30 protein-coding genes are annotated in these 25,873 nt (G+C 63.3%); 13 read left to right on the top strand and 17 right to left on the bottom strand.

Annotated elements, in window-relative coordinates:
* Positions 1 to 31 precede the first annotated feature (31 nt).
* Genes tsaD through NKJ37_RS03170 form a run of 6 tightly spaced genes read left to right on the top strand, consistent with a single transcriptional unit; the run spans position 32 to position 4,048 of the window.
* Positions 32 to 1,117 carry a tRNA (adenosine(37)-N6)-threonylcarbamoyltransferase complex transferase subunit TsaD gene (tsaD, locus tag NKJ37_RS03195; RefSeq protein WP_352772759.1) on the top strand — a complete coding sequence of 362 codons (1,086 nt, stop codon included), beginning with the start codon at positions 32 to 34 and terminating at the stop codon, positions 1,115 to 1,117.
* Entirely contained in the window at positions 1,114 to 2,136 is a 1,023-nt protein-coding gene (locus NKJ37_RS03190) for an NAD(P)H-dependent glycerol-3-phosphate dehydrogenase (protein ID WP_352772641.1), read from the top strand. The genes tsaD and NKJ37_RS03190 overlap by 4 nt, the downstream gene beginning before the upstream one ends.
* A 32-nt stretch (positions 2,137 to 2,168) precedes the next feature.
* On the top strand, positions 2,169 to 2,465 hold the full coding sequence (locus NKJ37_RS03185) for a YciI-like protein (protein WP_292337391.1): 297 nt from the start codon (positions 2,169 to 2,171) through the stop codon (positions 2,463 to 2,465).
* Positions 2,466 to 2,502: 37 nt separating this feature from the next.
* Positions 2,503 to 2,928, top strand: coding sequence for an EVE domain-containing protein (locus NKJ37_RS03180; protein ID WP_023811233.1), 426 nt, complete (start codon positions 2,503 to 2,505; stop codon positions 2,926 to 2,928).
* The gene (locus tag NKJ37_RS03175; protein WP_352772757.1) at positions 2,925 to 3,581 is read left to right on the top strand and encodes a class I SAM-dependent methyltransferase; all 657 of its coding nucleotides are present in this window, start codon (positions 2,925 to 2,927) and stop codon (positions 3,579 to 3,581) included. The genes NKJ37_RS03180 and NKJ37_RS03175 overlap by 4 nt, the downstream gene beginning before the upstream one ends.
* Before the next feature lie 50 nt (positions 3,582 to 3,631).
* Positions 3,632 to 4,048 carry a DUF1761 domain-containing protein gene (locus NKJ37_RS03170; protein WP_352772637.1) on the top strand — a complete coding sequence of 139 codons (417 nt, stop codon included), beginning with the start codon at positions 3,632 to 3,634 and terminating at the stop codon, positions 4,046 to 4,048.
* A gap of 63 nt (positions 4,049 to 4,111) precedes the next feature.
* On the opposite strand, the gene gcvA is transcribed toward NKJ37_RS03170, so the two are convergent.
* The gene (gene gcvA, locus NKJ37_RS03165) at positions 4,112 to 5,047 is read right to left on the bottom strand and encodes a transcriptional regulator GcvA (protein WP_127319562.1); all 936 of its coding nucleotides are present in this window, start codon (positions 5,045 to 5,047) and stop codon (positions 4,112 to 4,114) included.
* Between the two features lie 131 nt (positions 5,048 to 5,178).
* On the opposite strand from gcvA, the gene NKJ37_RS03160 reads away from it, so the two are divergent.
* A complete protein-coding gene (locus tag NKJ37_RS03160) occupies positions 5,179 to 5,445 on the top strand; it encodes a hypothetical protein (protein WP_023811237.1) in 267 nt (88 codons plus the stop codon).
* Positions 5,446 to 5,533: 88 nt separating this feature from the next.
* Here the strand turns inward: NKJ37_RS03160 and NKJ37_RS03155 are convergent, their stop codons facing one another.
* Positions 5,534 to 6,070 carry a L,D-transpeptidase family protein gene (locus tag NKJ37_RS03155; RefSeq protein WP_206638052.1) on the bottom strand — a complete coding sequence of 179 codons (537 nt, stop codon included), beginning with the start codon at positions 6,068 to 6,070 and terminating at the stop codon, positions 5,534 to 5,536.
* Positions 6,071 to 6,214: 144 nt separating this feature from the next.
* Here NKJ37_RS03155 and NKJ37_RS03150 point away from each other — a divergent pair, with 144 nt between their 5' ends.
* The 4 genes from NKJ37_RS03150 (at position 6,215) to NKJ37_RS03135 (ending at position 9,704) form a co-directional block, all read left to right on the top strand.
* Positions 6,215 to 6,898: a response regulator transcription factor gene (locus NKJ37_RS03150; protein ID WP_013528898.1), complete on the top strand. Its 684-nt coding sequence runs from the start codon at positions 6,215 to 6,217 to the stop codon at positions 6,896 to 6,898.
* Positions 6,899 to 7,018: 120 nt separating this feature from the next.
* Positions 7,019 to 7,474 carry a cyclic nucleotide-binding domain-containing protein gene (locus tag NKJ37_RS03145; protein ID WP_023811239.1) on the top strand — a complete coding sequence of 152 codons (456 nt, stop codon included), beginning with the start codon at positions 7,019 to 7,021 and terminating at the stop codon, positions 7,472 to 7,474.
* 275 nt (positions 7,475 to 7,749) lie between these two features.
* Positions 7,750 to 8,802, top strand: coding sequence for a glycosyltransferase family 9 protein (locus NKJ37_RS03140; RefSeq protein WP_352772634.1), 1,053 nt, complete (start codon positions 7,750 to 7,752; stop codon positions 8,800 to 8,802).
* Between the two features lie 122 nt (positions 8,803 to 8,924).
* Complete coding sequence (locus NKJ37_RS03135) at positions 8,925 to 9,704, top strand: DUF8692 domain-containing protein (protein WP_164892947.1); 780 nt, start codon at positions 8,925 to 8,927, stop codon at positions 9,702 to 9,704.
* 29 nt (positions 9,705 to 9,733) lie between these two features.
* Here the strand turns inward: NKJ37_RS03135 and NKJ37_RS03130 are convergent, their stop codons facing one another.
* The 7 genes from NKJ37_RS03130 to tesB form a co-directional block, all read right to left on the bottom strand.
* A complete protein-coding gene (locus NKJ37_RS03130; RefSeq protein ID WP_128304241.1) occupies positions 9,734 to 10,540 on the bottom strand; it encodes an exodeoxyribonuclease III in 807 nt (268 codons plus the stop codon).
* A 235-nt stretch (positions 10,541 to 10,775) separates the two neighbouring features.
* Complete coding sequence (locus NKJ37_RS03125; protein ID WP_128304317.1) at positions 10,776 to 11,459, bottom strand: outer-membrane lipoprotein carrier protein LolA; 684 nt, start codon at positions 11,457 to 11,459, stop codon at positions 10,776 to 10,778.
* A gap of 151 nt (positions 11,460 to 11,610) precedes the next feature.
* Positions 11,611 to 14,280 (bottom strand): DNA translocase FtsK, encoded by a 2,670-nt coding sequence (locus NKJ37_RS03120; protein WP_352772631.1) that lies wholly within the window; start codon positions 14,278 to 14,280, stop codon positions 11,611 to 11,613.
* A gap of 261 nt (positions 14,281 to 14,541) precedes the next feature.
* Complete coding sequence (locus NKJ37_RS03115) at positions 14,542 to 14,817, bottom strand: hypothetical protein (protein ID WP_013528891.1); 276 nt, start codon at positions 14,815 to 14,817, stop codon at positions 14,542 to 14,544.
* A 255-nt stretch (positions 14,818 to 15,072) separates the two neighbouring features.
* Positions 15,073 to 16,494 (bottom strand): ammonium transporter, encoded by a 1,422-nt coding sequence (locus tag NKJ37_RS03110; protein ID WP_352630943.1) that lies wholly within the window; start codon positions 16,492 to 16,494, stop codon positions 15,073 to 15,075.
* Between the two features lie 31 nt (positions 16,495 to 16,525).
* Positions 16,526 to 16,864 carry a P-II family nitrogen regulator gene (locus NKJ37_RS03105; RefSeq protein WP_013528889.1) on the bottom strand — a complete coding sequence of 113 codons (339 nt, stop codon included), beginning with the start codon at positions 16,862 to 16,864 and terminating at the stop codon, positions 16,526 to 16,528.
* Between the two features lie 217 nt (positions 16,865 to 17,081).
* The gene (tesB, locus tag NKJ37_RS03100; RefSeq protein WP_352442082.1) at positions 17,082 to 17,957 is read right to left on the bottom strand and encodes an acyl-CoA thioesterase II; all 876 of its coding nucleotides are present in this window, start codon (positions 17,955 to 17,957) and stop codon (positions 17,082 to 17,084) included.
* A gap of 97 nt (positions 17,958 to 18,054) precedes the next feature.
* Here tesB and NKJ37_RS03095 point away from each other — a divergent pair, with 97 nt between their 5' ends.
* Positions 18,055 to 19,332, top strand: a complete 1,278-nt coding sequence (locus tag NKJ37_RS03095) for a ubiquinone biosynthesis hydroxylase (RefSeq protein ID WP_352772755.1) — start codon at positions 18,055 to 18,057, stop codon at positions 19,330 to 19,332.
* Positions 19,333 to 19,572: 240 nt separating this feature from the next.
* Here NKJ37_RS03095 and NKJ37_RS03090 read toward each other — a convergent pair whose 3' ends face one another.
* The 3 genes from NKJ37_RS03090 to NKJ37_RS03080 form a co-directional block, all read right to left on the bottom strand.
* Positions 19,573 to 20,100, bottom strand: coding sequence for a hypothetical protein (locus NKJ37_RS03090; RefSeq protein WP_352442081.1), 528 nt, complete (start codon positions 20,098 to 20,100; stop codon positions 19,573 to 19,575).
* Positions 20,101 to 20,240: 140 nt separating this feature from the next.
* Positions 20,241 to 20,597 carry a YciI family protein gene (locus NKJ37_RS03085; RefSeq protein ID WP_352772628.1) on the bottom strand — a complete coding sequence of 119 codons (357 nt, stop codon included), beginning with the start codon at positions 20,595 to 20,597 and terminating at the stop codon, positions 20,241 to 20,243.
* Positions 20,594 to 20,815, bottom strand: a complete 222-nt coding sequence (locus tag NKJ37_RS03080) for a hypothetical protein (protein ID WP_352677521.1) — start codon at positions 20,813 to 20,815, stop codon at positions 20,594 to 20,596. Before NKJ37_RS03080 ends, NKJ37_RS03085 begins: the two co-directional genes overlap by 4 nt.
* Before the next feature lie 220 nt (positions 20,816 to 21,035).
* Here NKJ37_RS03080 and NKJ37_RS03075 point away from each other — a divergent pair, with 220 nt between their 5' ends.
* The gene (locus tag NKJ37_RS03075) at positions 21,036 to 21,461 is read left to right on the top strand and encodes an OsmC family protein (RefSeq protein ID WP_352442079.1); all 426 of its coding nucleotides are present in this window, start codon (positions 21,036 to 21,038) and stop codon (positions 21,459 to 21,461) included.
* Positions 21,462 to 21,516: 55 nt separating this feature from the next.
* On the opposite strand, the gene NKJ37_RS03070 is transcribed toward NKJ37_RS03075, so the two are convergent.
* The 5 genes from NKJ37_RS03070 to sdhC are packed head-to-tail and all read right to left on the bottom strand — an operon-like array spanning position 21,517 to position 25,623.
* Positions 21,517 to 22,146 (bottom strand): YceH family protein, encoded by a 630-nt coding sequence (locus NKJ37_RS03070; RefSeq protein ID WP_352772625.1) that lies wholly within the window; start codon positions 22,144 to 22,146, stop codon positions 21,517 to 21,519.
* Positions 22,147 to 22,179: 33 nt separating this feature from the next.
* Positions 22,180 to 22,959, bottom strand: a complete 780-nt coding sequence (locus tag NKJ37_RS03065) for a succinate dehydrogenase iron-sulfur subunit (protein WP_352772622.1) — start codon at positions 22,957 to 22,959, stop codon at positions 22,180 to 22,182.
* 9 nt (positions 22,960 to 22,968) lie between these two features.
* Complete coding sequence (sdhA, locus tag NKJ37_RS03060; protein ID WP_352772619.1) at positions 22,969 to 24,804, bottom strand: succinate dehydrogenase flavoprotein subunit; 1,836 nt, start codon at positions 24,802 to 24,804, stop codon at positions 22,969 to 22,971.
* Position 24,805: 1 nt separating this feature from the next.
* Positions 24,806 to 25,201, bottom strand: coding sequence for a succinate dehydrogenase, hydrophobic membrane anchor protein (sdhD, locus tag NKJ37_RS03055; protein WP_352613007.1), 396 nt, complete (start codon positions 25,199 to 25,201; stop codon positions 24,806 to 24,808).
* A gap of 2 nt (positions 25,202 to 25,203) precedes the next feature.
* Complete coding sequence (gene sdhC, locus NKJ37_RS03050) at positions 25,204 to 25,623, bottom strand: succinate dehydrogenase, cytochrome b556 subunit (protein ID WP_352772616.1); 420 nt, start codon at positions 25,621 to 25,623, stop codon at positions 25,204 to 25,206.
* Between the last annotated feature and the right edge of the window lie 250 nt (positions 25,624 to 25,873).

Below are 25,873 nucleotides of genomic sequence, written 5' to 3'. Positions count from 1 at the left end.
TGATACAATCTTTAGGGACAGCGACGAATTGATCCGCGTGCTGGGCATAGAGACGAGTTGTGACGAGACCGCCGCCAGCGTGGTGGCCATCGACAGCGACGCCGCGCCAAAAATCCTGTCCAACATCGTGCTCAGCCAGATCGAGGAGCATGCCGCTTTCGGCGGCGTCGTGCCGGAAATCGCCGCGCGCGCCCATGTCGAGGCGCTGGACGGCATCATCGAAGCGGCGCTTGCCGATTCGGGCACAGCACTCGCCGATATCGACGCGATTGCCGCCACCGCCGGCCCCGGCCTTGTCGGCGGGCTGATCGTCGGGCTGATGACGGCCAAGGCGATTGCCGCTGCGGCGAACAAGCCGCTGATCGCCATCAACCACCTCGAAGGCCATGCCCTGACCGCAAGGCTGACCGACGGGCTCGACTTTCCCTATCTCTTGCTGCTGGTCTCCGGCGGCCATACGCAAATCGTCGCCGTGCGCGGCGTCGGCGATTACCAGCGCTGGGCAACGACCATCGACGACGCGCTCGGCGAAGCCTTCGACAAGACGGCCAAGATGCTTGGCCTGCCCTATCCCGGCGGGCCGAATGTCGAGAAAGCGGCACAGGCCGGCAGTGCCTCGCGCTTTGCCTTTCCGCGCCCGATGAAGGGCTCGGCCCAGCCCGACTTCTCCTTCTCCGGCCTCAAGACCGCCGTGCGCCAGGCGGCGAGCGCCATTGCGCCGCTGAGCGACCAGGACGTCGCCGACATCTGCGCCTCGTTCCAGGCAGCGGTGGCCGATGCGCTGGCGGACCGCGTTTCCCGCGCGCTGACGCGCTTTCGCGAGACATTTCCCGGCACGAAAAACCCGGCCCTCGTCGTTGCCGGTGGTGTCGCCGCCAACCGCACGATCAAGATCATGCTGGAGCGGCTCTGTGCCGAGACCGGCTTCACCTTCATTGCACCACCGCTGAAGCTCTGCACCGACAATGCGGCGATGATCGCCTGGGCCGGCATCGAGCGGCTGCGCGCCGGCATGGAGCAGGAGAACGGCTTCGATTTCGTGCCGCGCTCGCGCTGGCCGCTGGACAGCATCTCGGCGCCGATGGTCGGCTCCGGCCGGCGCGGAGCCAAGGCATGAACGAGCGGGCAATGAGCGGCAACGACACCGCGCCAACCGGCTGGCGCGTTGCCGTGCTCGGCGGCGGGGCCTGGGGCACTGCCTTGGCCTTGGCCATGCTGCGCGCCGGCCATTTCGTCCGCCTTTACGCGCGCGACCCGGAGACGGTGGCCGCGATCGACCGCGGCGAAAATCCACGCTATCTGCCTGGCATCACGCTCCAGCCCGGCATCGTGGCGACGAGCAACATCCAGGCCGCGCTCGACGGTGTCGACTGCGTGCTGGCGGTGACGCCGGCCCAGTCGCTGCGGACTACGCTGGCGGCAGCGAAGGACCATATGCCGGCCGGTGTCCCGCTGGTTCTATGTGCCAAGGGCATCGAAAGCGAGACCGGCGCCTTGCTGTCGGCGATCGTCGAAGAAATCCTGCCGCTAAATCCCGTTGCCGCTCTGTCGGGTCCGAGCTTCGCCACCGACGTCGCCCGCGGCCTGCCGACGGCCGTTGTGGTCGCTGCCCGCGACGAAGCATTGGCCACCGATCTCGCCGCCCGCTTTTCCGCCGAAAACCTGCGCTGCTATTCGAACGACGACCTGATCGGCGTCGAGATCGGCGGCGCCTTGAAGAACGTCTTCGCCATTGCCGCAGGTGCCGTCACTGGGGCGGGTCTCGGTGCCAGCGCCCAGGCTGCCATGGTGACGCGCGGCTTTGTCGAGCTGCGCCGCATCGGCGCTGCTTTCGGCGCCAGGCCCGAAACGCTGATGGGGCTTTCCGGCCTTGGCGACCTGCTGCTGACCTGCTCGTCCACCCAGTCGCGCAATTTCGCCTATGGCCTGGCGCTCGGCCAAGGCAAGCCGCTTGCCGGATTGCCGCTCGCCGAAGGCGTGCCGACGGCGGCGATCGCTGCCCGCATCGCCACCGAGCGCAACATCGACGCGCCGATCATTGCCGCCGTCGCCGCCATACTGGAGGGTGCCATCACCGTCCGGCAGGCTGTGACGGCCTTGATGACCCGGCCGCTGAAGACCGAAACCAACGATTGATCCCCACGACTTTGAACGATCAGGAGAAAAAGATGCTGTTTGCTGTGATTTGCAAGGACAAGCCCGGAAGCCTGCAGGTGCGCCTCGACACGCGGCCCGAGCATATCTCCTTTCTCGAAGGGTTGAACGGCGACAAGAAGCTGGCATTCGCCGGTCCGTTCCTTGATGCCGAGGGCAAGCCCAATGGCAGCCTCGTGGTCGTCGAAGCGTCCGACCTGGCTGGCGCCCAGGCTCTTTCGGCCGCTGATCCCTACGCCAAGGCCGGGCTGTTCGAAAGCGTTGAAATCCGCCCGTGGAACTGGACGTTCAACAAGCCGGCGGGTAGTTAATCCCGGTCGCCCGTGCGACTTCAAGGAGGAGAAAGACATGAACTACTGGCTGTTCAAATCCGAGCCATTCAAGTTCTCCTTCGAGATGCTGAAGGCCAAGGGCAAGGCCGGCACGCAATGGGACGGCGTGCGCAACTACGCCGCGCGCAACAACATGAAGGCGATGCAGATCGGCGATCTCGGCTTCTTCTACCATTCCAACGAGGGGCTGAACGTCGTCGGCATCGCTGAAGTCTGCGCGCTTGCCCATCCCGACACCACGTCGGACGATCCGCGCTGGGAATGCGTCGACATCCGCGCCGTAAGGGATGTGCCGAACCCGCCGACGTTGGAACAGGTCAAGGCCAATCCGAAGCTTGCCGACATGGCGCTGGTGCGGCTGGGCCGGCTTTCCGTGCAGCCGGTGACGCCGGCCGAGTGGAAGGAAGTCTGCCGCATGGGCGGCTTGACGCCGGCTCCGTGACGGCGCTGACGCCCAACAGCGCGAGGCAATTCATTCTCGACAACACGGCGCTGATGGCGCCGCCGCACGTCCCGGAGATCCTGCTTCATCTTGCCGACGAAGCGCACGATTTGTGGCAGCGGACCGAGGATGAGCTGGTCGAGATCGGCCTGCCGCCGCCTTTCTGGGCCTTTGCCTGGGCCGGCGGCCAGGGCCTTGCCCGTTATGTCCTGGACAATCCCGGCACGGTGCGGGGCAGGCGTGTGCTCGACTTCGCTTCCGGCTCCGGTCTTGTCGCCATCGCCGCCGCCAAGGCAGGAGCCGCCAAGGTGATCGCAGCCGACATCGATCCGTTCTGTGCCACCGCGATCCGGCTCAACAGCGAGATCAACGGTGTCGGGACCGAATTCCTCGGCACGAATTGCATCGGCACCGATGCAGGTTGGGACGTGGTCCTGGCCGGTGATGTTTTCTACGACAAATCTTTCGCGGACCGGCTGATGCCATGGTTCGCAACGCTGAAGGCGCGCGGCGCCGAAATCCTCGTCGGCGATCCCGGCCGCTCGTATATGCCGAAGGCAGGGCTGGAGCCGCTTTCTGTGTATGAAGTGGCCGTCACGCGGGCGCTGGAGGATGCGCTGGTCAAGCGCACGACCGTCTGGCGGTTCGCTTGACGCGATCGCCGAACAGGCGTTCCATCACATACAAATCAGAGGGGGAGCTCATGGATTTTTCAGCAGTGAACTGGCTGGCGGTGGTCGCTGCCGCGATCGCCGCGTGGCTGTTCGGCGCCGTCTGGTACATGGGCCTGAGCAAGGCGTGGCTGAAGGCCGCCAAGCTCGATCCGGCGACGATGAAGAAATCGCCGCTGCCCTTCGTCATCAGCTTCATCGCCGAACTGGTCATGGCCACCATATTGGCCCTGGTCGTCGGCGCGATGACCGGCGGCGAGCCGACATGGATCGCCGGACTTGTCTTCGGCTTCGTGCTCTGGCTGGGTTTCGTCGCCACGACGCTCTCGGTCAACCATCGCTACGAGAATTTCGGCTGGGACCTGACCCTCATCGACGGCGGCCACTGGCTCGGCGTGCTGCTGATCATCGGCGCCGTGATCGGCTGGTTCGGCGCGGCGGCAACCTGATCAAGAAGGGAGTAGGGCAGTAAGGCAGTAGGGGAATAGGGGCAAACGGCACCACTGCTATCCCTACTGCCCTTTGTCCGTGGTCCGCGTCTTGGCGACTTCCTCGAGCATCCATTCGCGAAAGGCGACGATGCGCGGATCGGCGGCGGTATTTTCGGGATAGACCAGGAAGTAGGCGAACTCGGGCGCCACCCGCAGGCCGAGTTCGAAAGGCTGCACCAGCCTGCCCTGGGAAAGGTCGTTCGCCACCATGGCGAAATCGGCGAGCGCAACGGCATTGCCGTCGAGCGCTGCCTGGACGGCATCCGTGGAGTTGCCGAAGACGACGGTCCGGCTGTCGTCGAAATCAGTGATGCCGGCCGCCGCCATCCACATCCGCCAGTTCGGCCACGTCACACCTTGCCGCGACCATTCGATATGCGCAAGCGTGTGATTGAAGAGGTCGCGCGGCTCACGCAGCGGCGGACCGGACGTCAAAAGGCTCGGGCTGCACACCGGAATGAGGATGTTGTCGAACAGCCGGTGGGTGCGAAGACCCGGATATTTCCCGGCGCCAAAACGGATGCCGACATCGATGTCATCGAGTTCGAAATCCCGCACTTCATAGGCAATGTCGAATCGCAATTCGATATCTGGGTGATGCTTGCGAAAATCGTCGACGCGTCGCATCAGCCATTTTGACGCGAACTGCGCGTCGAGCGTTACCTTCAAAAGGGCGGTGCCGCGCGCCAGCTTCTGCGCCCGCGAAACGGCCCGGCCAAGCAGGTCGAGCGCGTCGGCCGAGGCGTCGAACAGCACCGTCCCCGCCTCGGTGAGCCGGATGGTGCGGCTGGTGCGTGTGAACAGCACCAGCCCGAGTTGATCCTCGATTTCCTTGATCTGATGGCTGACGGCGGCCGGTGTCAGGCCGAGCTCGTCGGCGGCGCGGGTGAAATTGAGGTGCCGGGCCGCTGCTTCCAGCGTCCTCAAGGCACGAGTCCCGGGCAGAAGACGAGCCATCCTATCCTCAAATAAAACTTGATGATCCAGAGAAAACTACTCGTTTCTCGCAGGGATTTCAATCTGGCATGATCCCATCATCGACACATCATCAAGCCGGATTTGATATCCGGAGACAACGGATCATAACCATGTCCATCATCGTTTTGAATTCATCGACACCCCGCCCGGCCTGGCTGGCCGAAACCCTCGACTGGCTGCGCCACGCCCGGGTCGCGATACGCCTCGCCCGCCGCGACATTGCCTACCAGGACGTCGAGGATCTCTCCGATCGCCAACTGCGCGATATCGGCGGCGAGCGCCGTGACGTCGCTCGCGCAATGGACAGAGAACTTGGCCGGCTGGGCCTGCTCGACATCGGTTGGCAGAAACCTGGTCGTAGGGGAATAGGGGAATAGGGGAATAGGGGAATAGGAAAAATTAAGGCTGCGCCGGGACTGTCCCTACTCCCCTACTCCCCTACTCCCCTACTCCCCTACTCCCCTACTATCTTACCACCCTCACCACCGTCCGATCCGACAGCAGTGGCAGCAGTCGCGCCATCGTACGAGCCGTGACAGCCACACAGCCTTGCGTCGGCGTGAAGCCGGGGCGCGCCAGATGGAAGAAGATGGCGCTGCCGCGCCCGCGCCGGCGCGGCGACAGGTTCCAGTCGAGCACAAGACAGGCGTCGTAGAGCCGGTCGTCGCGCCGCATGCGTTCGTGGCTGGCGCCATAGGGTATCTTGACGGGCCTGTTGTAGTTGCGGTCGTCAGGCACTTCGCACCAGCCCAGATCGGGCCCGATCGGCGTCATCGCCAGACGGGTCCTGCGGCCGCTGGAGAACTGATCTCCCCGGAAATACCCCGACAGTATCCGCATCGCGGCCAGCGGCGTGGCGCCATCGCCTTCGCGCTTGCCGGCCGAGATGCCACCGCGCCCCAACGCACAGGCAAACACCGTTTTCCCGGCCTGCAGCAGGCCCTGGCTTGAATGCCCAGGCCTGGCCCGCACGGTCAGCACACGCAGCCCTTTTCGCAAAATTGCGCCGGCTGCATTGCGATCGTGTTTTTTCTTGTATGATCGTGCCACGGAACAAATCACTGTGAACGGCTGTTGCGCCGGTCAGCTTCCGCATAAACAGGCAGCGGTCAACTGAATTTTCTTTTCAAAACAACGGATTGATCCATGACTTCACGCACCATACTGATCGTCGACGATGATGATGACCTGCGCGGCACACTGGTCGAGCAATTGTCCCTTTATGAGGAATTCGACGTGCTGCAGGAATCGACTGCGGCAAAAGGTGTCGCCGCAGCGCGCGGCGGCCTCATTGATCTGCTCATCATGGACGTCGGGCTGCCCGACATGGATGGCCGCGAAGCGGTGAAGATCCTGCGCAAGGGCGGTTACAAGGCGCCCATCATCATGCTGACCGGTCACGACACCGATTCGGATACGATTCTTGGTCTCGAGGCCGGCGCCAACGACTATGTGACGAAGCCGTTCCGCTTTGCCGTGCTGCTGGCGCGCATTCGGGCGCAGCTGCGCCAGCATGAGCAGAGCGAGGACGCCACCTTCTCGGTCGGGCCCTATACTTTCAAGCCCAGCCAGAAACTGCTGCTTGACCCGCGCGGCGGCAAGGTGCGGCTGACGGAGAAGGAAGCCTCGATTATCAAATATCTTTATCGCGCCGACCAGAAGGTGGTGACGCGCGACGTGCTGCTCGAGGAGGTGTGGGGCTACAATTCCGGTGTCACCACGCACACGCTGGAAACCCATGTCTACCGGCTGCGCCAGAAGATCGAGCGCGATCCTTCCAATGCGGAAATTCTTGTGACAGAAAGCGGCGGCTACAAGCTGGTTCCTTAAACATTTCATTATCCAATGAGCGGTCGGGCGGGGCCGCTTTCGGGTACGATCCAGTTGGAGGGTGGTTTGGATCGAACTCGCAGAGGAGGAGTCGGACTGTCGGTTCGGGGACATAGCTAGATGGCGCTGGATGACGACATCCGCGTCCTGTCCGCCGTGAGGCTCTTCGAGGGCTTCACGCAGGAACAATTGCGCCTGCTCGCCTTTGGCGCCGAGAACACCAGGCTGATTGCCAACCACAAGCTTTATCGCGAGGACGATGAGGCCGATTCCGCCTATATCGTCGTCAGTGGGCGCATCGTGCTCTACCGGGAGCAGGGTGGTGAACGCATCCCAATTGGCACGGCAGGCCCCGGCACAATCCTGAGCGAACTGGCGTTGATCGCCGACACCAACCGGTTGACCAGCGCCTCGGCCGAGATCGATTCCGAAGTGATGCGGCTCAGCCGCAAGATGTTCCGCCGCATCCTGGAGGAATATCCCGAGATCGCGGTCAAGCTCCACCAGCGCATCTCGGAGGAATTTCAGGCGATGATCCGCCGCATCGAGGAACTGGCGCCGCGCTTCTCTGGCTGAAGGCTGCCCGCCTGCGAAGCTGTTGTGTCGCGGCCAAAGGCGGAAGCGCGGCAGCGCTTTTCAACGACATTGGCCGCGATGACCTGATCGTGGCGCACTGCGGCCGGAGCGGGAATCGCCAAGGTTCGTTCATCCCATCCAGGGGCAAGGGTCCGTTGACAGGCATGAGGTGAAATCCTAAAGCACCTCGAAGGCGGCCGGCACAGCAGGCGCCATCACCACCAGGCTCCTGGGGGGAGCGAGCCATGCCATCAGGGCGGTACGAGACGATTATCTTGTATTCCCGCAATGACGCGTTCGGCGACGGATTAATCCGGATTCCGGCTTTGCGCGCCGCCAGAACGGCATTCCCCGATAGTTTCATCGTCTACGGAACCACCCGGTCGTCGTCCCTTGAACATAGCCTCAATCGCCATGCCGGCCATTTGGTCGATGCGATCAATGTGCGGACGCCCCTGGCGCGCCTGATCGCCGGTCACCGCAACGGCAAGGGGCGATTGGCCGTGGTCGATTTCCGCATCTCGGCGCGTTGGCTGCTTCAAGCCTCGGCATCACTGCTCGGCCGCGGCATCGCCTATGAGGCAAACTTTCCGGCTTTCGCCCTTTCCTGGCGCCTGGGCCAAAGGCCTGAAGCACGACCCGGGCACAATGCCTGGCGCTACCACCGCCTCATCGAACGCCTTGCCGGCAAGCGGCTGCCTTTCGATCATCGGCTGGAGCCTGGCCCGGCCGCGCGAACGGCGGCCAGGGGCCTTGCGGACGGCAAGCATGCTCCGTTGATCATTATCGCGGCGCACGGCAGCGCCAGCAAGCGCATGTCGGCGGATCAGGTTGCCGCGATCGCCGACAGCCTGATCGCCGACGGGGCGGACCTTCTCTATGTGAAAACTCCCGGCGATGGTCCCGATATGGCTGAACTGGCTCAGCGCGTACCGAAGCTGCGGCTTGTCGATTCCGCCGCGATCGAGGGTGTCGATATCGGTGACATCTTGCTGGCGCTCGGCGAGTTTGCCGATCTTTACATCGGCGCCGAAGGCGGTACCGCACATCTCATGGCAACCGTGATGACGCCGATGGTTATCCTCAGTGGCGGCGCCAACATGGCCCGTTGGAGGCCGCTTTCGAACTGCGTGGACGTGATCGAATCCCGTCTTGCAAGCCCGACCGGCCTGGTCGCCGATGTGCCTGCGTCGACAATCGTCGAAGCGGCGCAACGGATGCTGGCGACGCGCCGCCGCGACCATCCCCATCTGCCGGATCTCGCAGGCCTGTCAGTCCAGCAATTTCGCGATAACGACATGCATGAAGACTTGAAGCGCGCGGTTTGAACTTGAATTCATTTGGCGCGCTTCGAAGCGCGTTGAGATTCAGGTCGGCCATTTGCAGGCCAGCCTCACCTGAACATCGACGCCATGGTATAATGGGTTCGGTGGGGCGAAGCGCTGCAATCATGGTGACCACCGGCACAATGCAGGCGAAGTTCTCGGCGGCAAATCTGGCGGCTGTCGTACTTTGGTTCCAGTGGAGTTCCTCTCAGTCCTCAATGAGAATAGCAATGCCAGAGAACAACGCGCTGAACACAAAGCATGGCGGCGAATGGATAATAGCCTGGCGCTTGGTCGTACTGGCGGCGACGGCGATTAATGTTGCGATGCTCTTAGCCGCGCTGTTCATCGCGCAAATTCGTGGCCTGGACGCTTGGATCTTTTATCGAGATCCATCTGCAGCCGCCGAAGTCGGCTTCTATACGGGGTGGATTTCGTCCCTGGGTGCTTCGCTATGGATCGGCACCGGCGCTGCCACCCTGTTTGCTGGCCTGCTCACGCATCGATGGGATTGCACGTTTCTCGGCGGTCTTACCCTGTTCTTGGGCCTCGATGACCTGTTGTTGATCCATGAGGACGTGCTGCCCATTGTAGGGATACCGGAGATCGTTCCGATGATTGTCTACGCCGCCGCCGGGTTGTTCTGGTTCTTTCGGCTGCGACGAAAGACATTCGACGGCACGATCGTCTTTGTGGCCGCAGGCTTCCTGCTCGCGATGTCAGCATCGATTGACCAGCTCGGAGAGCTGTTTCCTACCCCTGGTTCTGCGGCCGCCATCGCCGAAGACGTCGTCAAAGAGCTTGGCATCTTCCTTTGGGCGGCAGGTGCCGTTGGGTACGCGGCGATGGTGACACGATTGGGCCGTCCGTGGGTGGATCCAGCCGACTCCACCTCTACCGACTGACTGCCGCAGGCCCCGCATCTTCAAGCAGGCTAGTCCAGATCGAACCGCGCGATCACAGGCACATGGTCCGACGGGCGCTCCCAGCCGCGCGCCGGACGCAGGATTTCGTAGCCGGAAAAGCTGGGCACCAGGTTCGGCGACGACCAGACGTGGTCGAGACGGCGGCCGCGGTTGGACAGCTCCCAATCCTGCGCGCGATAGCTCCACCAGGTGTAGAGCTTCTGCTCATGCGGCACGTTGAGCCGCATCAGGTCGACCCAGTCGCCGGCGCGCCGCATCGCCTCGAAATTTTCTGTCTCGACCGGCGTGTGGCTGACCACGTTGAGCAATTGCTTGTGCGACCAGACGTCATGCTCGAGCGGGGCGATGTTGAGGTCGCCGACCAGCACCGAGCCGGACACCTCGTCATGTTCTGCCCGGATGGCATTCATCTCGGCAACGAAGTCGAGCTTGTGCTTGAACTTCCTGTTGATGACGGGATCCGGTTCGTCGCCGCCCGCCGGAACGTAGAAATTGTGGAGCAGGATCGCCTTGCCGCCGGCCCGCACCGTGACCGAGAGGTGCCGGCTGTCCTCGATTTCGCAAAAGCGTCGCTTTTCGACCACCTCGATCGGCCGCCGCGCCACCGTCGCGACGCCGTGGTAGCCCTTCTGGCCATGGAAGGCGATGTGCTCGTAGCCGAGCTTGCGGAAAGCCTTTTCGGGAAACAGTTCGTCGGGAACCTTGGTTTCCTGCAGGCACAGCACGTCGGGCGCATGCTCGACGAGCAGGCGCTCGACGATCGGCATGCGCAGGCGAACGGAGTTGATGTTCCAGGTGGCGATGGAGAAGGGCATTGGCAATCCAGGACAGCGTGCAGCCGGCCAGAACCGATGGGGTCCCGGCGGGGAAGACGCCTTTTGACGGAGTCAGCCCGGGAAATTGCCAGCCGCGGGCCGCAAAGACAAGCCGGGCCACGCCCGACGAGGCGCGGCCCGGTGCTTTCCACAGCTATTGAGCGTTTGAAGCCAGAGCAATTCCAGGAACAAGGAGTTGGAGCGGGTCGTCGTTCCCGTGAAACGGTGAACTGCTCTAGCGCGCCTTGTTGGTGTTGAGCTCGCGGTTCGCCGTGTAGTCGATGGCGAAAGTATCCGGCGCGAAGCTGACACCTTCCTTGGTGTTGAAGATCATCACCGTCGTATCCTTGCCCTGCGCGTCGGTGATCGTCCACTGCCGCAAATCGAAGGTTTTCGGATCGAACATCATGGTGATCCTCGAATTGCCGAACACCGATTTGTCGGCGAGCTGGATGGTGGTGAGGTCATCCTCCTGCTTGACGCTTTTGACGCGATCGCCGGAGAGGTCGATCCTGGTGTCGAGCAGCAGCTTCAGGGGCGTCTTCGACAGCGGATAGAGATCGGACGTGTTGAGCCTCTTGTTCAGGATGACCACCGATTTGCCGTCTGAAATCACCCGGAAATTCGAAGAGCCGTCATAGTTGAAGCGGATCTTGCCCGGCCGTTCAAGGAAGAACTTGCCGCCGGTCTGCTCGCCCTTGGGGCCGAACTGCACGAATTCGCCGCTCATCGATTTGACCGAGGAAAAGTGGTCGGCGATCTTCTGTGCCGCGGCCGGCACGGCCGCCTGCGCCGAGGCCAGCACCTGGAAGCCGGGTACCGCGTTGAAGGCTGCCGCCCCCGCAAACGCCAGGCCGAGGCCCAGCAACTGACGCCGGGAGGGAGCAAATGTGCTGAGCGCTGAAAGATCGTTTTTCATGTCGGTCACTCTCATCTGATTCCTGAGTTGTTCTGTGCTTGGACCCCCAGTTAGGCTGAAATTTGGCGGGTCAGGCGTCCCTTGGTCGCTTCAACGCCTTGAAAGGTTCAAGGTTGCCGGACCGGGATGTCACAAGGGTCAGGCTTTCTGGTCAGAACTTGTCCTCTTCGGTCGGCACCAGGATCTCGCGCTTGCCGGCATGGTTGGCCGGGCCGACGATACCTTCCTTCTCCATCTTCTCGATGATCGAGGCGGCGCGGTTGTAGCCGATGCCCAGCCGGCGCTGGATATAGCTGGTCGAGGCCTTGCCATCGCGCAGCACCACGGAGACCGCCTGATCGTAGGGATCGTCGGAATCCTCGAAATTGCTGTTGCCGCCACCGGACCCACCCTTGCCCGACGGCTCGTCGTCGTCCTCGCCGTCATCCTCGGTGATGGCGTCGAGGTATTCCGGCACGCCCTGCAGCTTCAGGTGCGCGACGATCTTCTCGACCTCTTCATCGGCGACGAACGGGCCGTGCACGCGCTGGATACGACCGCCGCCGGCCATGTAGAGCATGTCGCCCATGCCGAGCAGCTGCTCGGCGCCCTGCTCGCCCAGAATGGTGCGGCTGTCGATCTTGGACGTCACCTGGAAGGAGATGCGGGTCGGGAAATTGGCCTTGATGGTGCCTGTGATGACGTCCACCGACGGCCGCTGCGTCGCCATGATGACATGGATGCCGGCGGCGCGCGCCATCTGCGCCAAGCGCTGCACGGCGCCTTCGATGTCCTTGCCGGCGACCATCATCAGGTCGGCCATCTCGTCGATGATGACGACGATATAGGGCATCGGCTCGAGATCGAGGTTCTCGGTCTCGTAGATCGCCTCGCCGGTCTGGCGGTCGAAGCCGGTCTGCACGGTGCGTGAGATCTTCTCGCCCTTCTTGTCCGCCTGGCTGACGCGGGCGTTGAAGCCGTCGATGTTGCGCACGCCGACCTTGGACATCTTGCGGTAGCGGTCCTCCATCTCTCGCACGGTCCATTTCAGCGCCACCACCGCCTTCTTCGGATCGGTGACGACGGGCGTGAGCAGATGCGGGATGCCGTCATAGACAGAGAGTTCCAGCATTTTCGGATCGATCATGATCAGCCGGCAATCCTGCGGCGTCAGCCGGTAGAGCAGCGACAGGATCATGGTGTTGATGGCGACCGACTTGCCCGAGCCGGTGGTGCCGGCGACAAGCACGTGCGGCATCTTGGCGATGTCGACGATGACCGCCTCGCCATTGATGGTCTTGCCCAGCGCCAGCGCCAGCTTGGCCTTCGTCGTCTCGAAATCGCGGCTGGCCAGAATCTCTCTGAGATAGACGGTTTCGCGCTTGGCGTTCGGCAGTTCGATGCCGATGGCGTTGCGGCCTGGCACCACGGCGACGCGGCAGGCAATGGCGCTCATCGAGCGGGCGATGTCGTCGGACAGGCCGATGACGCGTGACGATTTGATGCCGGGCGCCGGTTCGAGCTCATAGAGGGTGACCACCGGGCCCGGACGGACGGCGATGATCTCGCCCTTGACGCCGAAATCCTCCAGCACGCCTTCGAGCAGGCGGGCGTTCTGTTCCAGCGCGTCCTTGGACAGGCTGGCGTCGCGCACCACGTTCTTCGGTTCGGAGAGGAAGTGCAGCGACGGCATTTCGAACTTTTCCGAGCCGATCAGCGATGTCTGCGCCTCGCGCTGCACACGGGCGCCGGGCACGGGGCGCGCCGCCGGCGCCTCGACGCGGGTGGCTGCGTCGGAGCGGAACGGCTGTACCTTGGCGGTCGACGCGCCGCGGCGTTGCACGACAGGTTCATCGTCGAAATCGGCATCCTCGCCCGCATTGTCGAAGCGGTCCTCGAAGATATCGGCATCGTCGGGATCGAGCGAGACGCTGCGGTCATTGACCATGGCGGCGAAGAATTCGGGCTCGACGCGGGCGCGGCCATCCTGGCTCATCCGCTGCTCGGCAAACTCGGCCGATTCGACCCGTTCTGCGGCGCGCCGCCAAGCGGTGGAGCGCTGCTCCATCTCCGGCTCGTACTCGTCCCGCTCCTGCCTGCGGCGCACGGCGCGGCGGTGCATCCACGCGCGCAGCGACAGCCACCAATGAGTAATTGCCCCGAGTGCCAGGATGCCCTCGTCGCCCTCGTCCTCGTCATTGTCGAACAGAAGGTCGTCCTCGCGCGGATCGGCGGCGGGCTCGTCCTCCATCACGGCGAAGCCGTTCTTGCGTCCGATCAGCGCCGAGCCATGGGCGAAGAGCCACAGTGCGGGCGCGGCCAGCAGGATGGCGATGATGCTGGCGATCAGCCCGGTCGGATAGCCGCCGATGACGACGCCGGGGATCTTCAGCACCATGTCGCCGAACACACCGCCGAGGCCGGTGGGCAGCGGCCAGGTCTTGGGCGGCACAACGCAGCCGACCATCGCCGCGGCCAGCAGCGCGAAGCCGAACCAGGTCAGCCCGCGCTTGGGCAGCCTGTCGACACCGCGCGCGGAAAACAGCAGGAAGCCCCAGATGACCGTCGGAACCAGGGCCGCGACGGCGGCGAGGCCGAAGAACTGCATGGCCAGGTCGGAGAACACGGCACCCGCATAGCCCATGGCGTTGGTGACGGTGTTGTTCGTCGCGTGGGAAAAACTCGGATCGGCGACATTCCAGGTGGCAAGGCTGGCAACGCCAAAGGCGGCTAGCGCGAACAGGCCGACGCCGACCAGCCGCCCGACCTGACGCCGCGCGAACGCCTGGATGCCGTGCCCTGTACCGGCCAGCGCGAGCGGTGCTGAAGCCCCTGAACGCATGCTCTTCCCCGTCTGTCGTGGACTCGCCGGGTGCGTGGGCGCATTCCGGCAGATTCGGGTCTCAGACTATCGGTGGGAAGGTTAAGGGCGCATTAACTATAAGAGGTTGAGATGATCAAACCTCGTTACCGCCGGTTGAGCCGCTCGAGGCAATGATGGACGACGGGCCGATGGAGCTTCCATCGAACGACCAATGGCGGGCTGGCAGCCCGCCATTGGTCGTCTGGAACAAAGATCGGGTCTCGGCCCGATCGCGGCAAATCAGTTGGCGCCGCCGAGCGCCTGCACATTGGCGCAGAATTCCGCATGCGGCTTGCTCATCGCCGCATCCTGGCATTCCTTCTTCATCGCTTCCTGCTTTTCCATCGGCATGGCCATGAAGGCTGTCTTGAAATCCGCCATCGGCTTCATAGTTTTCATGCCGGAGTCCGTGAAGAACGGCGCCATGTTGTCGGGCTCATCCAGAGCACCGGCAAAAGCCACGCCGCCGATCATGGAAAGAGCAAGCGCTCCGAGGCAGATGTTCTTGAGGTTCATGAGATGGTTTCCTTCCCTGTTGTTGGCACGAGCGTCAGAACGACGATCGCCTCCACTGTTCGGAACCAGAGCGGTCGTTGTTTCCTCAAAAAACCTGATCACCCGAACGTGATTGCGTGAAGCCGGGCATTGCCGGAACGGCTTGCCAAAAAAAGAGGCCCGGACATGATCCGGGCCTCAATGCGTGAACTCCTTTCGGGAGCGTCACGACGGGATGGGAGAATGCGGGGCGGCCGAGGCCGCCTCGCACAGGGCTTACGAGTGATAGGCCGCTTCGCCATGCGAGGTGAGGTCGAGGCCTTCGCGCTCTGCGTCGGCTGTCGGACGCAGGCCGATGATCAGGTCGACGATCTTGTAGAGGATGGCGCTGCCGATACCCGACCACAGCAAGGTCACCAGGACACCCTTGGCCTGCGCCAGGAGTTGTGTGGCCGTGCCGGCATAGCCGGCAGCAAAGTTGGCCGTCGAATAGTCGACAATGCCGGCGCCACCGAGGGCAGGATTGACCAGGATGCCTGTGCCGAGCGCGCCGATGATGCCGCCGATGCAGTGGACGCCGAAGACATCAAGGCTGTCGTCGTAGTCGAACGCGTTCTTCACCACCGAGACGAAGAAGTAGCAGACGAAGGTGGCGACGATGCCGAGCACGATGGCGCCCATCGGGCCGGCAAAGCCGGCAGCAGGCGTGACGGCGACGAGGCCGGTCACCGCACCCGAAACAGCACCAAGCATGGAGGCTTTGCCGCGCAGCAGCGATTCAAGCACGATCCAGGTCACCGCCGCCGCCGCCGTGGCGACGAAGGTATTGATCATGGCCAGCACCGCATAGGCGTTCGCTTCAAGGTTCGAACCGGCGTTGAAGCCAAACCAGCCGACCCACAGCAGCGAAGCACCGACCATGGTCAGCGTCATCGAGTGCGGCGCCATGAGATCCTTCTTGTAGCCGCTGCGCTTGCCGATCATGAGCGCGCCGACGAGGCCGGCAATGCCCGCATTGATGTGAACGACCGTGCCGCCGGCGAAGTCGATGGCGCCGAAGCTGAAGATGAGGCCGGTCGGATCGCTATAAGCGCTCGGGCCGCCCCAGAACCAGACCATATGAGCGATCGGGAAGTAGATGAAAGTGACCCACAGGATCACGAAAAGGATCAAAGCGGAGAATTTGACGCGTTCGGCGAAGGCGCCGACGATCAGGGCCGGCGTGATGCAGGCGAAGGTCATCTGGAAGACGACGAACACCAGTTCAGGAATGGCGACACCCTTGGTAAAGGTTTCCGACAGGGTCGTCACATCGACGCCGGAGAGAAACATCTTGGAAAGGCCGCCGACGAAGGCGTTGCCCGGGGTGAAGGCGAGGCTGTAGCCGTAGAAAACCCAGATGATCATGACCACGCTGGTGATGGTGAAGACCTGCATCAGCACCGACAGCATGTTCTTGCTGCGAACCAGGCCGCCGTAGAAAAGCGCAAGGCCGGGAACCGTCATCAACAGCACCAGAACGGTGGAAATCATCATCCACGTGGTGTCGCCCTTGTCGACGGTGAAAGCTGGCGCTGCTGCAGCCGCGGCGGGAGCCGCTTCCTGCGCGAATGCGGCGACCGTGCCCAATGCTCCGAGTGCGAACGAGCCCAGCAGCGCGGAGCGCGCCACTGACTTCAAGGTGGAAGGAATATTCATTGAACTCTCCATTGGAATACGTGATCGCCGCTCAGAGCGCGTCGGTGTCTGTTTCGCCGGTGCGGATGCGCACCGCCTGATCGATGCCGAAAACGAAGATCTTGCCGTCGCCGATCTGGCCGGTCTTGGCGGCGGCGGTGATGGCTTCGACGGCCTTGTCGACCATGTCGGCGCTGACCGCGACTTCGATCTTGATCTTCGGCAGGAAGCTGACCGCGTATTCCGCCCCGCGATAGATCTCCGTATGCCCTTTCTGACGCCCGTAGCCTTTGACTTCGGTGACGGTCAGGCCCTGGATGCCGACGGCGGTAAGCGCTTCGCGTACCTCGTCGAGCTTGAACGGCTTGATGATTGCCATCACGATTTTCATAAGGTTTCACCCTTTGCTGTTGCGGTCCCCCGCGTTTGCACACCTTCACCGATCCCAAAGAGCCGGAGAGTGCCCACAAGGATTCAAGCTCCGTGCCAAGTGCCGAAGCAGGGTGTTAACCCATTGTAAGCAAACAGTTTCGGGAGCGCACCGACGCAACCTGCCCACAGCTGCGGCGGTGCATCTGCTTAAAAGTTAGGCAATTTTTGGAAAATGCCTACTCTGCAGGCGGTCGCTTAAGCCGGATCAGCCCTTCCTGCGCAACCGAGGCGATCAGCGTGCCGTCGCGGGCAAATAGCGACCCGCGTGTAAAGCCGCGCGACCCCTGTGTCGACGGGCTGTCCTGCGTATAGAGCATCCAGTCGTCGAGCGCATGGCTGCGATGAAACCACATGGCGTGGTCGAGGCTCGCCGCCTGGATATCGCGATCGAAAATGGCGCGGCCATGCGCGAAGGTCGATGTGTCGAGCAGCGTCATGTCGGAGAGATAGGCGAGCACCGCCGCCTGGATGGCGCGGTCCGCCGGCACCGGACCGGTGGTGCGGATCCAGATATTCTGCTTCGGCTCCAGCTTTTCGCGGCTGGTGTAATGCTTCAGCATCACCGGTTTCATCTCGATCGGCCGGTCGCGCTCCCAGTAGCGTTTGATGCCATCGGGCACCGCCTCGCCGAATTTGCCCAGCAACTCGCGTTGCGACAGCAATGTGTCCGGCCCCGGAACGTCCTGCGGCATCGGCACCTGGTGCTCGAGACCGACCTCGTCCTGCTGGAACGAGGCTTCGAGCGAAAAGATCGCCTGGCCGTGCTGGACCGCCACCACGCGCCGCGTGGTGAAGGAGCCGCCGTCGCGAATACGGTCGACCTCGTAGACGATCGGCACCTTGGTGTCGCCGGGCCGCATGAAATAGCCGTGCAGCGAATGCACGTACCGATCGGGATCCACTGTCCGCTGCGCCGCCACGAGCGCCTGGGCGATGGTCTGGCCGCCGAACACGCGCTGCCAGTCGAGCAGCGGGCTGCGACCACGATACAGATTGTGTTCCAGCTTCTCGAGGTCGAGAATGCCGAGAAGCTCGTCCATAGCTGCCGTCATATTTCGCGCCCTCACCGCAGAAGTGTTATGGCGGTTTCCGACAGGACGGACAGGCAGTCAAGGGTGCAGGACCCGGCGGCGCGCAGGAGCGAAGATGATGGAACGCAAGGCGGACACGAAAACCGGGGCAAACGCGAAAACAAGATCTGGGCTCGATGTCCTGGTCGCCGGCGCCGGCTATGTCGGCCTGGCCGCCGCCGTATCGCTGAAGCAGGCGCGACCGGGTCTCGCCATCGCTCTCGTCGATGCCGCACCTGCTGGCGCCTGGCAAAGGGATGGCCGCGCCTCGGCCATTGCCGCCGCCGCCTGCCGCATGCTCGACCAGCTCGGCGTGTGGGCCGAGATCGTGCCCCAGGCGCAGGCGATCACCGAGATGATCATCACCGATTCGCGCACCGCCGATCCGGTGCGTCCGGCCTTCCTGACCTTCGACGGCGAAGTGGCGCCGGGCGAGCCTTTTGCGCATATGGTCGCCAACAGGGTGCTGAACGGCGCCTTGCGGGCCCGTGCCGAAAAACTCGGCATCGACATCATCGAAGGCGTCGCCGTGCAGGGGTTCGAGACCAACGGCGCCGGTATCACCGTGCATCTCGCCGACGGCGCGACGCTGAAGGCCCGGCTGCTGGTCGCCGCCGACGGCGTCAACTCGAAGCTGCGCGACATGGCCGGCATCAAGACGGTGAAGTGGGAATATGGCCAGTCCGGCATCGTCTGCACGGTGGCGCATGAACGCCCGCACAATGGTCGCGCCGAAGAGCATTTCCTGCCGGCTGGCCCCTTCGCCACATTGCCGCTCAAGCCCGGCGAGGACGGCACCAACCGCTCGTCGATCGTCTGGGTCGAACGTACGCCCGACGCCGAGAAGCTGGTGGCCGGTGACGATCTCCTCTTCGAACACGAACTCGAACAGCGCTTTGGCCTGAAGCTTGGCGAAATCCGCGTCGCCGACAAGCCGCGCGCCTGGCCGCTCGGCTTGACCATTGCGCGTGCCTTCGTCGCACCCCGCATCGCGCTCGCCGGCGATGCCGCCCACGGCATCCACCCGATCGCCGGCCAAGGCCTCAATCTCGGCTTCAAGGATGTCGCAGCCCTTGCCGAGGTGATCGTCGAGGCCGACCGGCTCGGCCAGGATATCGGAGCGCTCGACGTGCTCGAGCGCTACCAGCAGTGGCGCCGCTTCGACACGGTGCAGATGGGTGTCACCACCGACGCGCTGAACCGGCTGTTTTCCAACGATATCGGCCCGCTGCGCACCGTCCGCGACATCGGCCTCGGCCTCGTCGAACGCATGCCGCGCCTGAAGGAATTCTTCATCCGCCAGGCGTCGGGACTGTCCGCCGGCACGCCAAGACTGTTGAAGGGCGAGGCGATTTGACCCGCGGCCAGCATCCCCAACGTCGTCATCCTTGGGCGTAGCGACGCGAAGCGGAGCGAAGACCCAAGGATCCATGCCGCGACCTTGGCTGAAGAATGCAGCGGAGCAGAATTCTGCACCGTGGTGACGCGTTTGAGTCGCGGCATGGATCCCGGGGTCTGCGCCGCGTCGCTTCGCTCCTTGCTCCGCCCCAGGATGACGAAAGCGATGGGCGTTTCCGCCAATCGCCAAGGTATGCGATCAATTGACCTCAAAACCCAGCTTTTGCCGCAGCCGCAATATCCTCTGGTCGGATATTTCGAGGCGTTTCTCGCCGCCCTGGGCGGCGCGGTTGACCATCTGCAGCAGATCGTTTCGCTCGGCGACATCCAGACGCTCGCGCAGGAACGGCGCCAGCTTGTCGATGACGATTGTGGTGTCGTCGATCTGTGACGCCGCCCATTTGGCGTAGACCACCGCTTCGTCCGTTTTCTTCTTGTCGGCGATCTCGGAAATCACGGCGCGGATGACGGCCTCGCGCTGCGGCAGGATGGGCCCATCCTCGGAAACGATCGATGTGATCAGCGTAGCTGCCGCTACGACCGGATCATCGATCGCCGTCAGCGGCGACAGCGCCGCCTGCTTGCGCAGCTTCTTGCGGCGCACGGAGCCCTGAACCCGGCCGATGACATCGGCAACGTCACGCGCGGCCTCGTTCATGGCCTTCATCCGGTACCACCAGAACGCTGCCGCGCCCATCACGCCAAGGATAGCAATCAGGAAAGGCATGTCGAAATCCCCAAGAACCCCGGCGACGATAGGAGAACTCTCGCCTTGCTTCAACACGCAAAAGTTGCGCACGAAATGAACCAGGACGATAGTTCAGTCGAATGTCTTGGTTTCCGCGTGGCTGTAGCACATGGCGGGGGCTATGACCCCGGCACATCGTAGATCGCCCGCACCTCGATGGTGCCTATTTCGGCCAGCGGGATCTCGCCAGCGATCTCCAGCGCCTGGTCGAGATTGTCCGCCTCGATCATGACGAAGCCGAGCAACTGCTCCTTGGTTTCGGCGAACGGGCCGTCGGTGATCAGCCGCTTGCCCTGGCGTCGCCGCAGCGTCTTCGACGTCTTCACCGATTGGAGCGCCTGTGCGACGATCAGCATCCCACGCCGATCCAATGACCGGTCGTGAGCCATGGAATCGGCATCGAGCTTGGCCAGACGCTCCGGCGTCATGGCATGGAGGTCTTTTTCCTCGCCATAGACCAGACAGACATATCTCATTTCCAGCTCCCTTGCTGTGACGAACCATAGGCGATCACGATATCGGTTGAGTCCTTGCCGGCAGCAACATGATCGAGAAGGCTGATCGCAATGCCGATAATGGCAACTGCCGCAAGCAGCCGGCCGAAGCCGGAGGGCGGCACATGCAGCGGGTCGCGTTCCCCTAGATCAGCCCTTCGGCCGGTGCTTGTCCAATGAGCAGAAAACAGATTGTTCATCCGAACCTCCATCCGCCACGAGAATCCGTGGTCGCCCGCAGGACGGTCGGGGCCGATGCAAGTCGACATTTTTCCACGCACATTCTTTCAAAAAAGATTCGGCGCGGTCCGCCGGCGCTGCATGCGCGCACAAACAGCGCGGTGGCCTTCCCTCGCGCCCGCGCTATAGTTGGGAGGAACGCCGCCTGGCCGGCGCCACCGCTGTAACAAGGAGGAATTCATGGACCGCACCGCAAACGCCATCTGGAAAGGCGATCTGAAAGGGGGCACAGGCACGCTCGACACCCAGAGCGGGACCCTGAAAGGCACGCCCTATTCGTTCAAGGCACGCTTCGAGGACGAAAGCGGCAAATCCGGCACCAACCCGGAAGAACTGATCGCCGCCGCGCACGCCGGCTGCTTTGCCATGCAGTTTTCGCATTTCCTGGCCGAGAACGGCACCCCCGCCGCCGAACTCGACACCAAGGCCGTGGTGACGCTGGTTCCCGGCACGGGGATCACCGGGAGCGCACTCACCGTGGTCGGCAAGGTGCCCGGCATCGATGCGGCGAAATTCACGGAGCTGGCCGAGAAGGCCAAGGCCGGATGCCCGGTCTCGAAGGCGCTCGGCGCCATAAACGTATCGCTTGATGCCAGGCTCGGCTGAAAACGCTGCATCCAGTGTGAAGACCCGGCGCGAACGCCCAGGCGCGCGCCGGGACCTATGCTCCCAGCGCGTCCAGCCGGGCGCGAAGTGCGGCGACTTCCTGCTCCAGTGCGTTTAGCCGGGCCTCCAGGTCGGAAGCAGGCAGGGCCGATGCACTCCGCTGCGCTGAAAGTGCTGCAACGTCCACCGGGCCGCTGAGGAGATGCACGTAGCGGTCCTCGCGCTGGCCCGGTCCTCGCGGGATTTCCTGGATGAGTGGCGGTTGGCGGCCGATCAGCATGTCGAGTTCGGCGCGCAGATCTTCGATCGACGAAAACCGTGCCATGCGCTCGGTGCGTGCCGACAATTCATGGGCCGTCTGCGGCCCGCGCAGCAACAGCAGGCCGATCAAAGCGGTCTGCGGCGTGGTCAGCGAGAAGCGCTGCGCCATCTGATGCTCGTAGCGCTCGACACGCGAACCGAACATCTGCCTCACCAGCCCCTTTTGTTCGAGCAGCTTCAGCCCCCGATGCACCTCGGTCTGCTCCAGCGCCATCACCGGCTCGCGCGCCGTCTTCTGGTTGGCGGCGGCCAGTGCTGCGTTGAGCGTCAGCGGATAGACATCCGGCGTCAGCTCCTTCTTCTCGATCAGGCAGCCGAGTATGCGCGCTTCGACGGGGGAGAGAGTGGGAAGGTCATCGCTCATTGGATTTGCTTTCGCCGGCAACCGACCGCCAGCCTAAACCCTTCTCTCCACCATCATCTTCTTGATCTCGGCGATCGCCTTGGCCGGGTTGAGGCCCTTGGGGCAGGTCTGCGCGCAGTTCATGATGGTGTGGCAGCGATAGAGCCGGAACGGATCTTCGAGGTTGTCGAGCCGCTCGCCGGTGGCCTCGTCGCGGCTATCGATCAGCCAGCGATAGGCCTGCAAGAGCGTTGCCGGACCGAGATAGCGGTCGCCGTTCCACCAATAGCTCGGGCACGAGGTCGAGCAGCAGGCGCACAATATGCATTCGTAGAGCCCGTCGAGCTTCTCGCGGTCCTCATGGCTCTGCAGCCACTCCTTGGCCGGCTCCGGCGATACCGTCTTCAGCCAGGGCTGGATCGACGCGTGCTGGGCGTAGAAATTGGTGAGGTCCGGCACAAGGTCCTTGACCACCTGCATATGCGGCAGCGGGTAGACTGTTACCGCGCCGGAAATGTCGTCGCAGCCCTTGGTGCAGGCCAGCGTGTTGGAACCGTCGATGTTCATGGCGCAGGAGCCGCAAATGCCTTCGCGGCAGGAACGCCGCAAGGTCAGTGTCGGGTCGATCTTGTTCTTGATCCACAGCAGCGCGTCGAGCACCATCGGCCCGCAATCGTCCATGTCGACGAAATAGGTGTCGATGCGCGGGTTCTCGTCATCGTCCGGCGACCAGCGGTAGATGCGGTACTCCCGCAGATTGGTGGCGCCCTCGGGCTTGGGCCAGGTCTTGCCCGGCTTGATCTGCGAATTCTTCGGGAGCGTGAGTTCAACCATGTTCGATCCTCAATACACTCTGGCCTTGGGCGCGATCTTGGCGAGGCTGATGCCGCCGTCCTTTTCAGCCAGCTGCGGTTCGGTGTGCACCGGCCGGTAGGAGAGGGCCACCTTGCCGTCTTCGCTCAGCCTGGCCAGCGTATGCTTGCGCCAGACCGCGTCGTCGCGCGCCGAAAAGTCCTCGCGTGCGTGCGCGCCACGGCTCTCCTTGCGCGCCTCGGCGCTGTAGACCGTGGTGATGGCATTGGCCATCAGATTTTCCAGCTCCAGCGTCTCGACCAGATCGGAGTTCCAGATCATCGAGCGGTCGGACACTTTGATGTCTTTCAACTCGCCCCAGATCTGCGAAACCCGCTTGCAGCCGCTTTCGAGGGACTCCTGCGTGCGGAATACGGCCGCGTCTTCCTGCATCGCCTTCTGCATCTTTTCACGCAGCACCGCCGTCGGCGTCGAGCCGTTGGCGTGGCGCAGCCGGTCGAAGCGGTCCATGATCTTTTCGACCGAGGCTTCGTTGGGCGAAGGGATCGCCGACTTGCGGTCGATGACCTGGCCGGCGCGGATCGCGGCCGCCCGGCCGAACACCACAAGATCGATCAGCGAATTCGAACCGAGCCGATTGGCACCATGCACGGAGGCGCAGCCGGCTTCGCCGACAGCCATCAACCCGGGCGACACCTGGTCTGGATTGAGTGCCGTCGGATTGAGCACCTCGCCCCAGTAATTGGTCGGCACGCCGCCCATATTGTAGTGGACCGTGGGAAGCACCGGGATCGGCTCCTTGGTCAGATCGACACCGGCAAAGATCTTGGCCGATTCCGAAATGCCCGGCAGCCGCTCATGCAGGACGGCGGGATCGAGATGGTCGAGATGCAGGAAGATGTGGTCCTTGTTCTTGCCGACGCCGCGACCCTCGCGGATCTCCAGCGTCATGCAGCGCGAGACGACGTCGCGCGAGGCAAGGTCCTTGGCTGACGGCGCATAGCGCTCCATGAAGCGCTCGCCTTCGGAATTGACGAGATAGCCGCCCTCGCCGCGCGCACCCTCGGTGATCAGGCAGCCGGCGCCATAGATGCCGGTCGGGTGGAATTGCACGAACTCCATGTCCTGCAGCGGAAAGCCGGCACGCGCTGCCATGCCGCCGCCGTCGCCGGTGCAGGTGTGTGCCGAGGTGGCCGAGAAATAGGTGCGGCCATAGCCGCCGGTCGCCAGCACCACCATCTTGGCGGAGAAACGGTGGATGGTGCCGTCATCCAGGTTCCAGGCAAGAACGCCGGTGCAGGTGCCGTCCGGCTCCATGATCAGGTCGAGCGCGAAATACTCGATGAAGAACTGCGCATTGTGCTTCAGCGACTGGCCGTAAAGCGTGTGCAGGATGGCATGGCCGGTGCGGTCGGCGGCGGCACAGGTGCGCTGCACCGGGGGACCTTCGCCGTAATTCATCATGTGGCCGCCGAAGGGCCGCTGGTAGATCTTGCCCTCTTCGGTGCGCGAAAACGGCACGCCGTAATGTTCGAGCTCGTAGACCGCAGCCGGCGCTTCGCGCACCAGATATTCCATGGCGTCGACATCGCCCAACCAGTCCGAGCCCTTGACGGTGTCGTACATGTGCCACTGCCAGGAATCGGGCCCCATGTTGGACAGCGAGGCGGCAATGCCGCCTTGCGCCGCCACCGTGTGCGAGCGGGTCGGGAACACCTTGCTGATGCAGGCGGTGCGCAGGCCCTGTTCGGCCATGCCGAGCGTGGCGCGCAGGCCGGCGCCGCCGGCGCCAACGACCACCACGTCAAACTTGTGGTCGACATAAGTGTAGCCAGCGCTGTTGGCTTGTGTCGCGTCCTTGGCCAACTCAGCCTCCGAATGTCAGCTTGAGCAGGGCGAAGATCGAGGCGACGCCGACCGCTATGGGAAAAAATGTATTGAGCGCGATCAGCGCCAGCTTCATGCCTTCGCCATGCACGTAATCCTCGATGATCACCTGCATGCCGATCCGCATATGGATGAGCCCGGAGATGAGCACCAGGGCCATCACCAGCGCCACGAACGGGTTGGCAAGAGCTGCCCGCACATGTGCGTAGTCGGCGCCGTTGAGCGCGATCAGGAAGCCGACGAAGAACAGGATCAGCGGGATGTTGGCGATCGCGGTGAGGCGTTGGCGCCAGAAATGCCCGGTGCCTTCGCGGGCGGAGCCGAGGCCGCGGACCCTCGCCAGCGGCGTGCGCATGTCGGTGTTTTTGCCGCTCATGGTCAGGCTCCCCGCGCCATAATGCCGGCGATCCAGATCAGCAGCGTGAGCAGGATCGAGCCGGCCAGCGTCGCCCAGGCGATCTTCGAGGCGGTATGCTTCTCCAGACCCGCGCCGGTGTCCCAGACCAGATGGCGCACGCCACCCAGCATATGGTGCATCAGCGCCCAGGTGTAGCCGAACAGGATAAGCCGGCCGAGCCAGGTGCCGAAGGCCCAATTGGCCCAATCGAACGTCGTCTGCGAGCTTGCCGCCGCCATCAGCCACAGGGCGACCAGCAGCGTGCCGAAATACAGCGCGCCACCGGTGATGCGGTGAATGATCGACATCGTCATGGTGATCGGCGGCCGGTACACGGTGAGGTGCGGCGAAATCGGCCGTTCACGTCTGGCAAATTCGCGGGTGGCTGGTGATTTGCTCATGGCTCCCCCAGTTCGGCGTCTCTCTGGAGCCTCAGGTGGAAATGCGGCATTGCCGCTTCCGGTTGCGACTTCGGACAGCCGGTTTCTAATGCTCTTTTTGCACCGCGTCAAAGCCAGAAAACCGTTTCGAAAACGTAATTTAGTCTGACTAAAAGGCCTGCTGGAGCTTCAATCGATTAGGCCGGGAGGCCTGAAGCCGGCTCGATATCGCTGCAGTGCAACATGTCTGGCCCAAGGGCCCAGCGATGTT

This window comes from Mesorhizobium sp. M0140 (genome assembly GCF_040322475.1).
Classification (GTDB): domain Bacteria; phylum Pseudomonadota; class Alphaproteobacteria; order Rhizobiales; family Rhizobiaceae; genus Mesorhizobium.
This window is presented reverse-complemented; position numbering and strand designations above follow the sequence as displayed.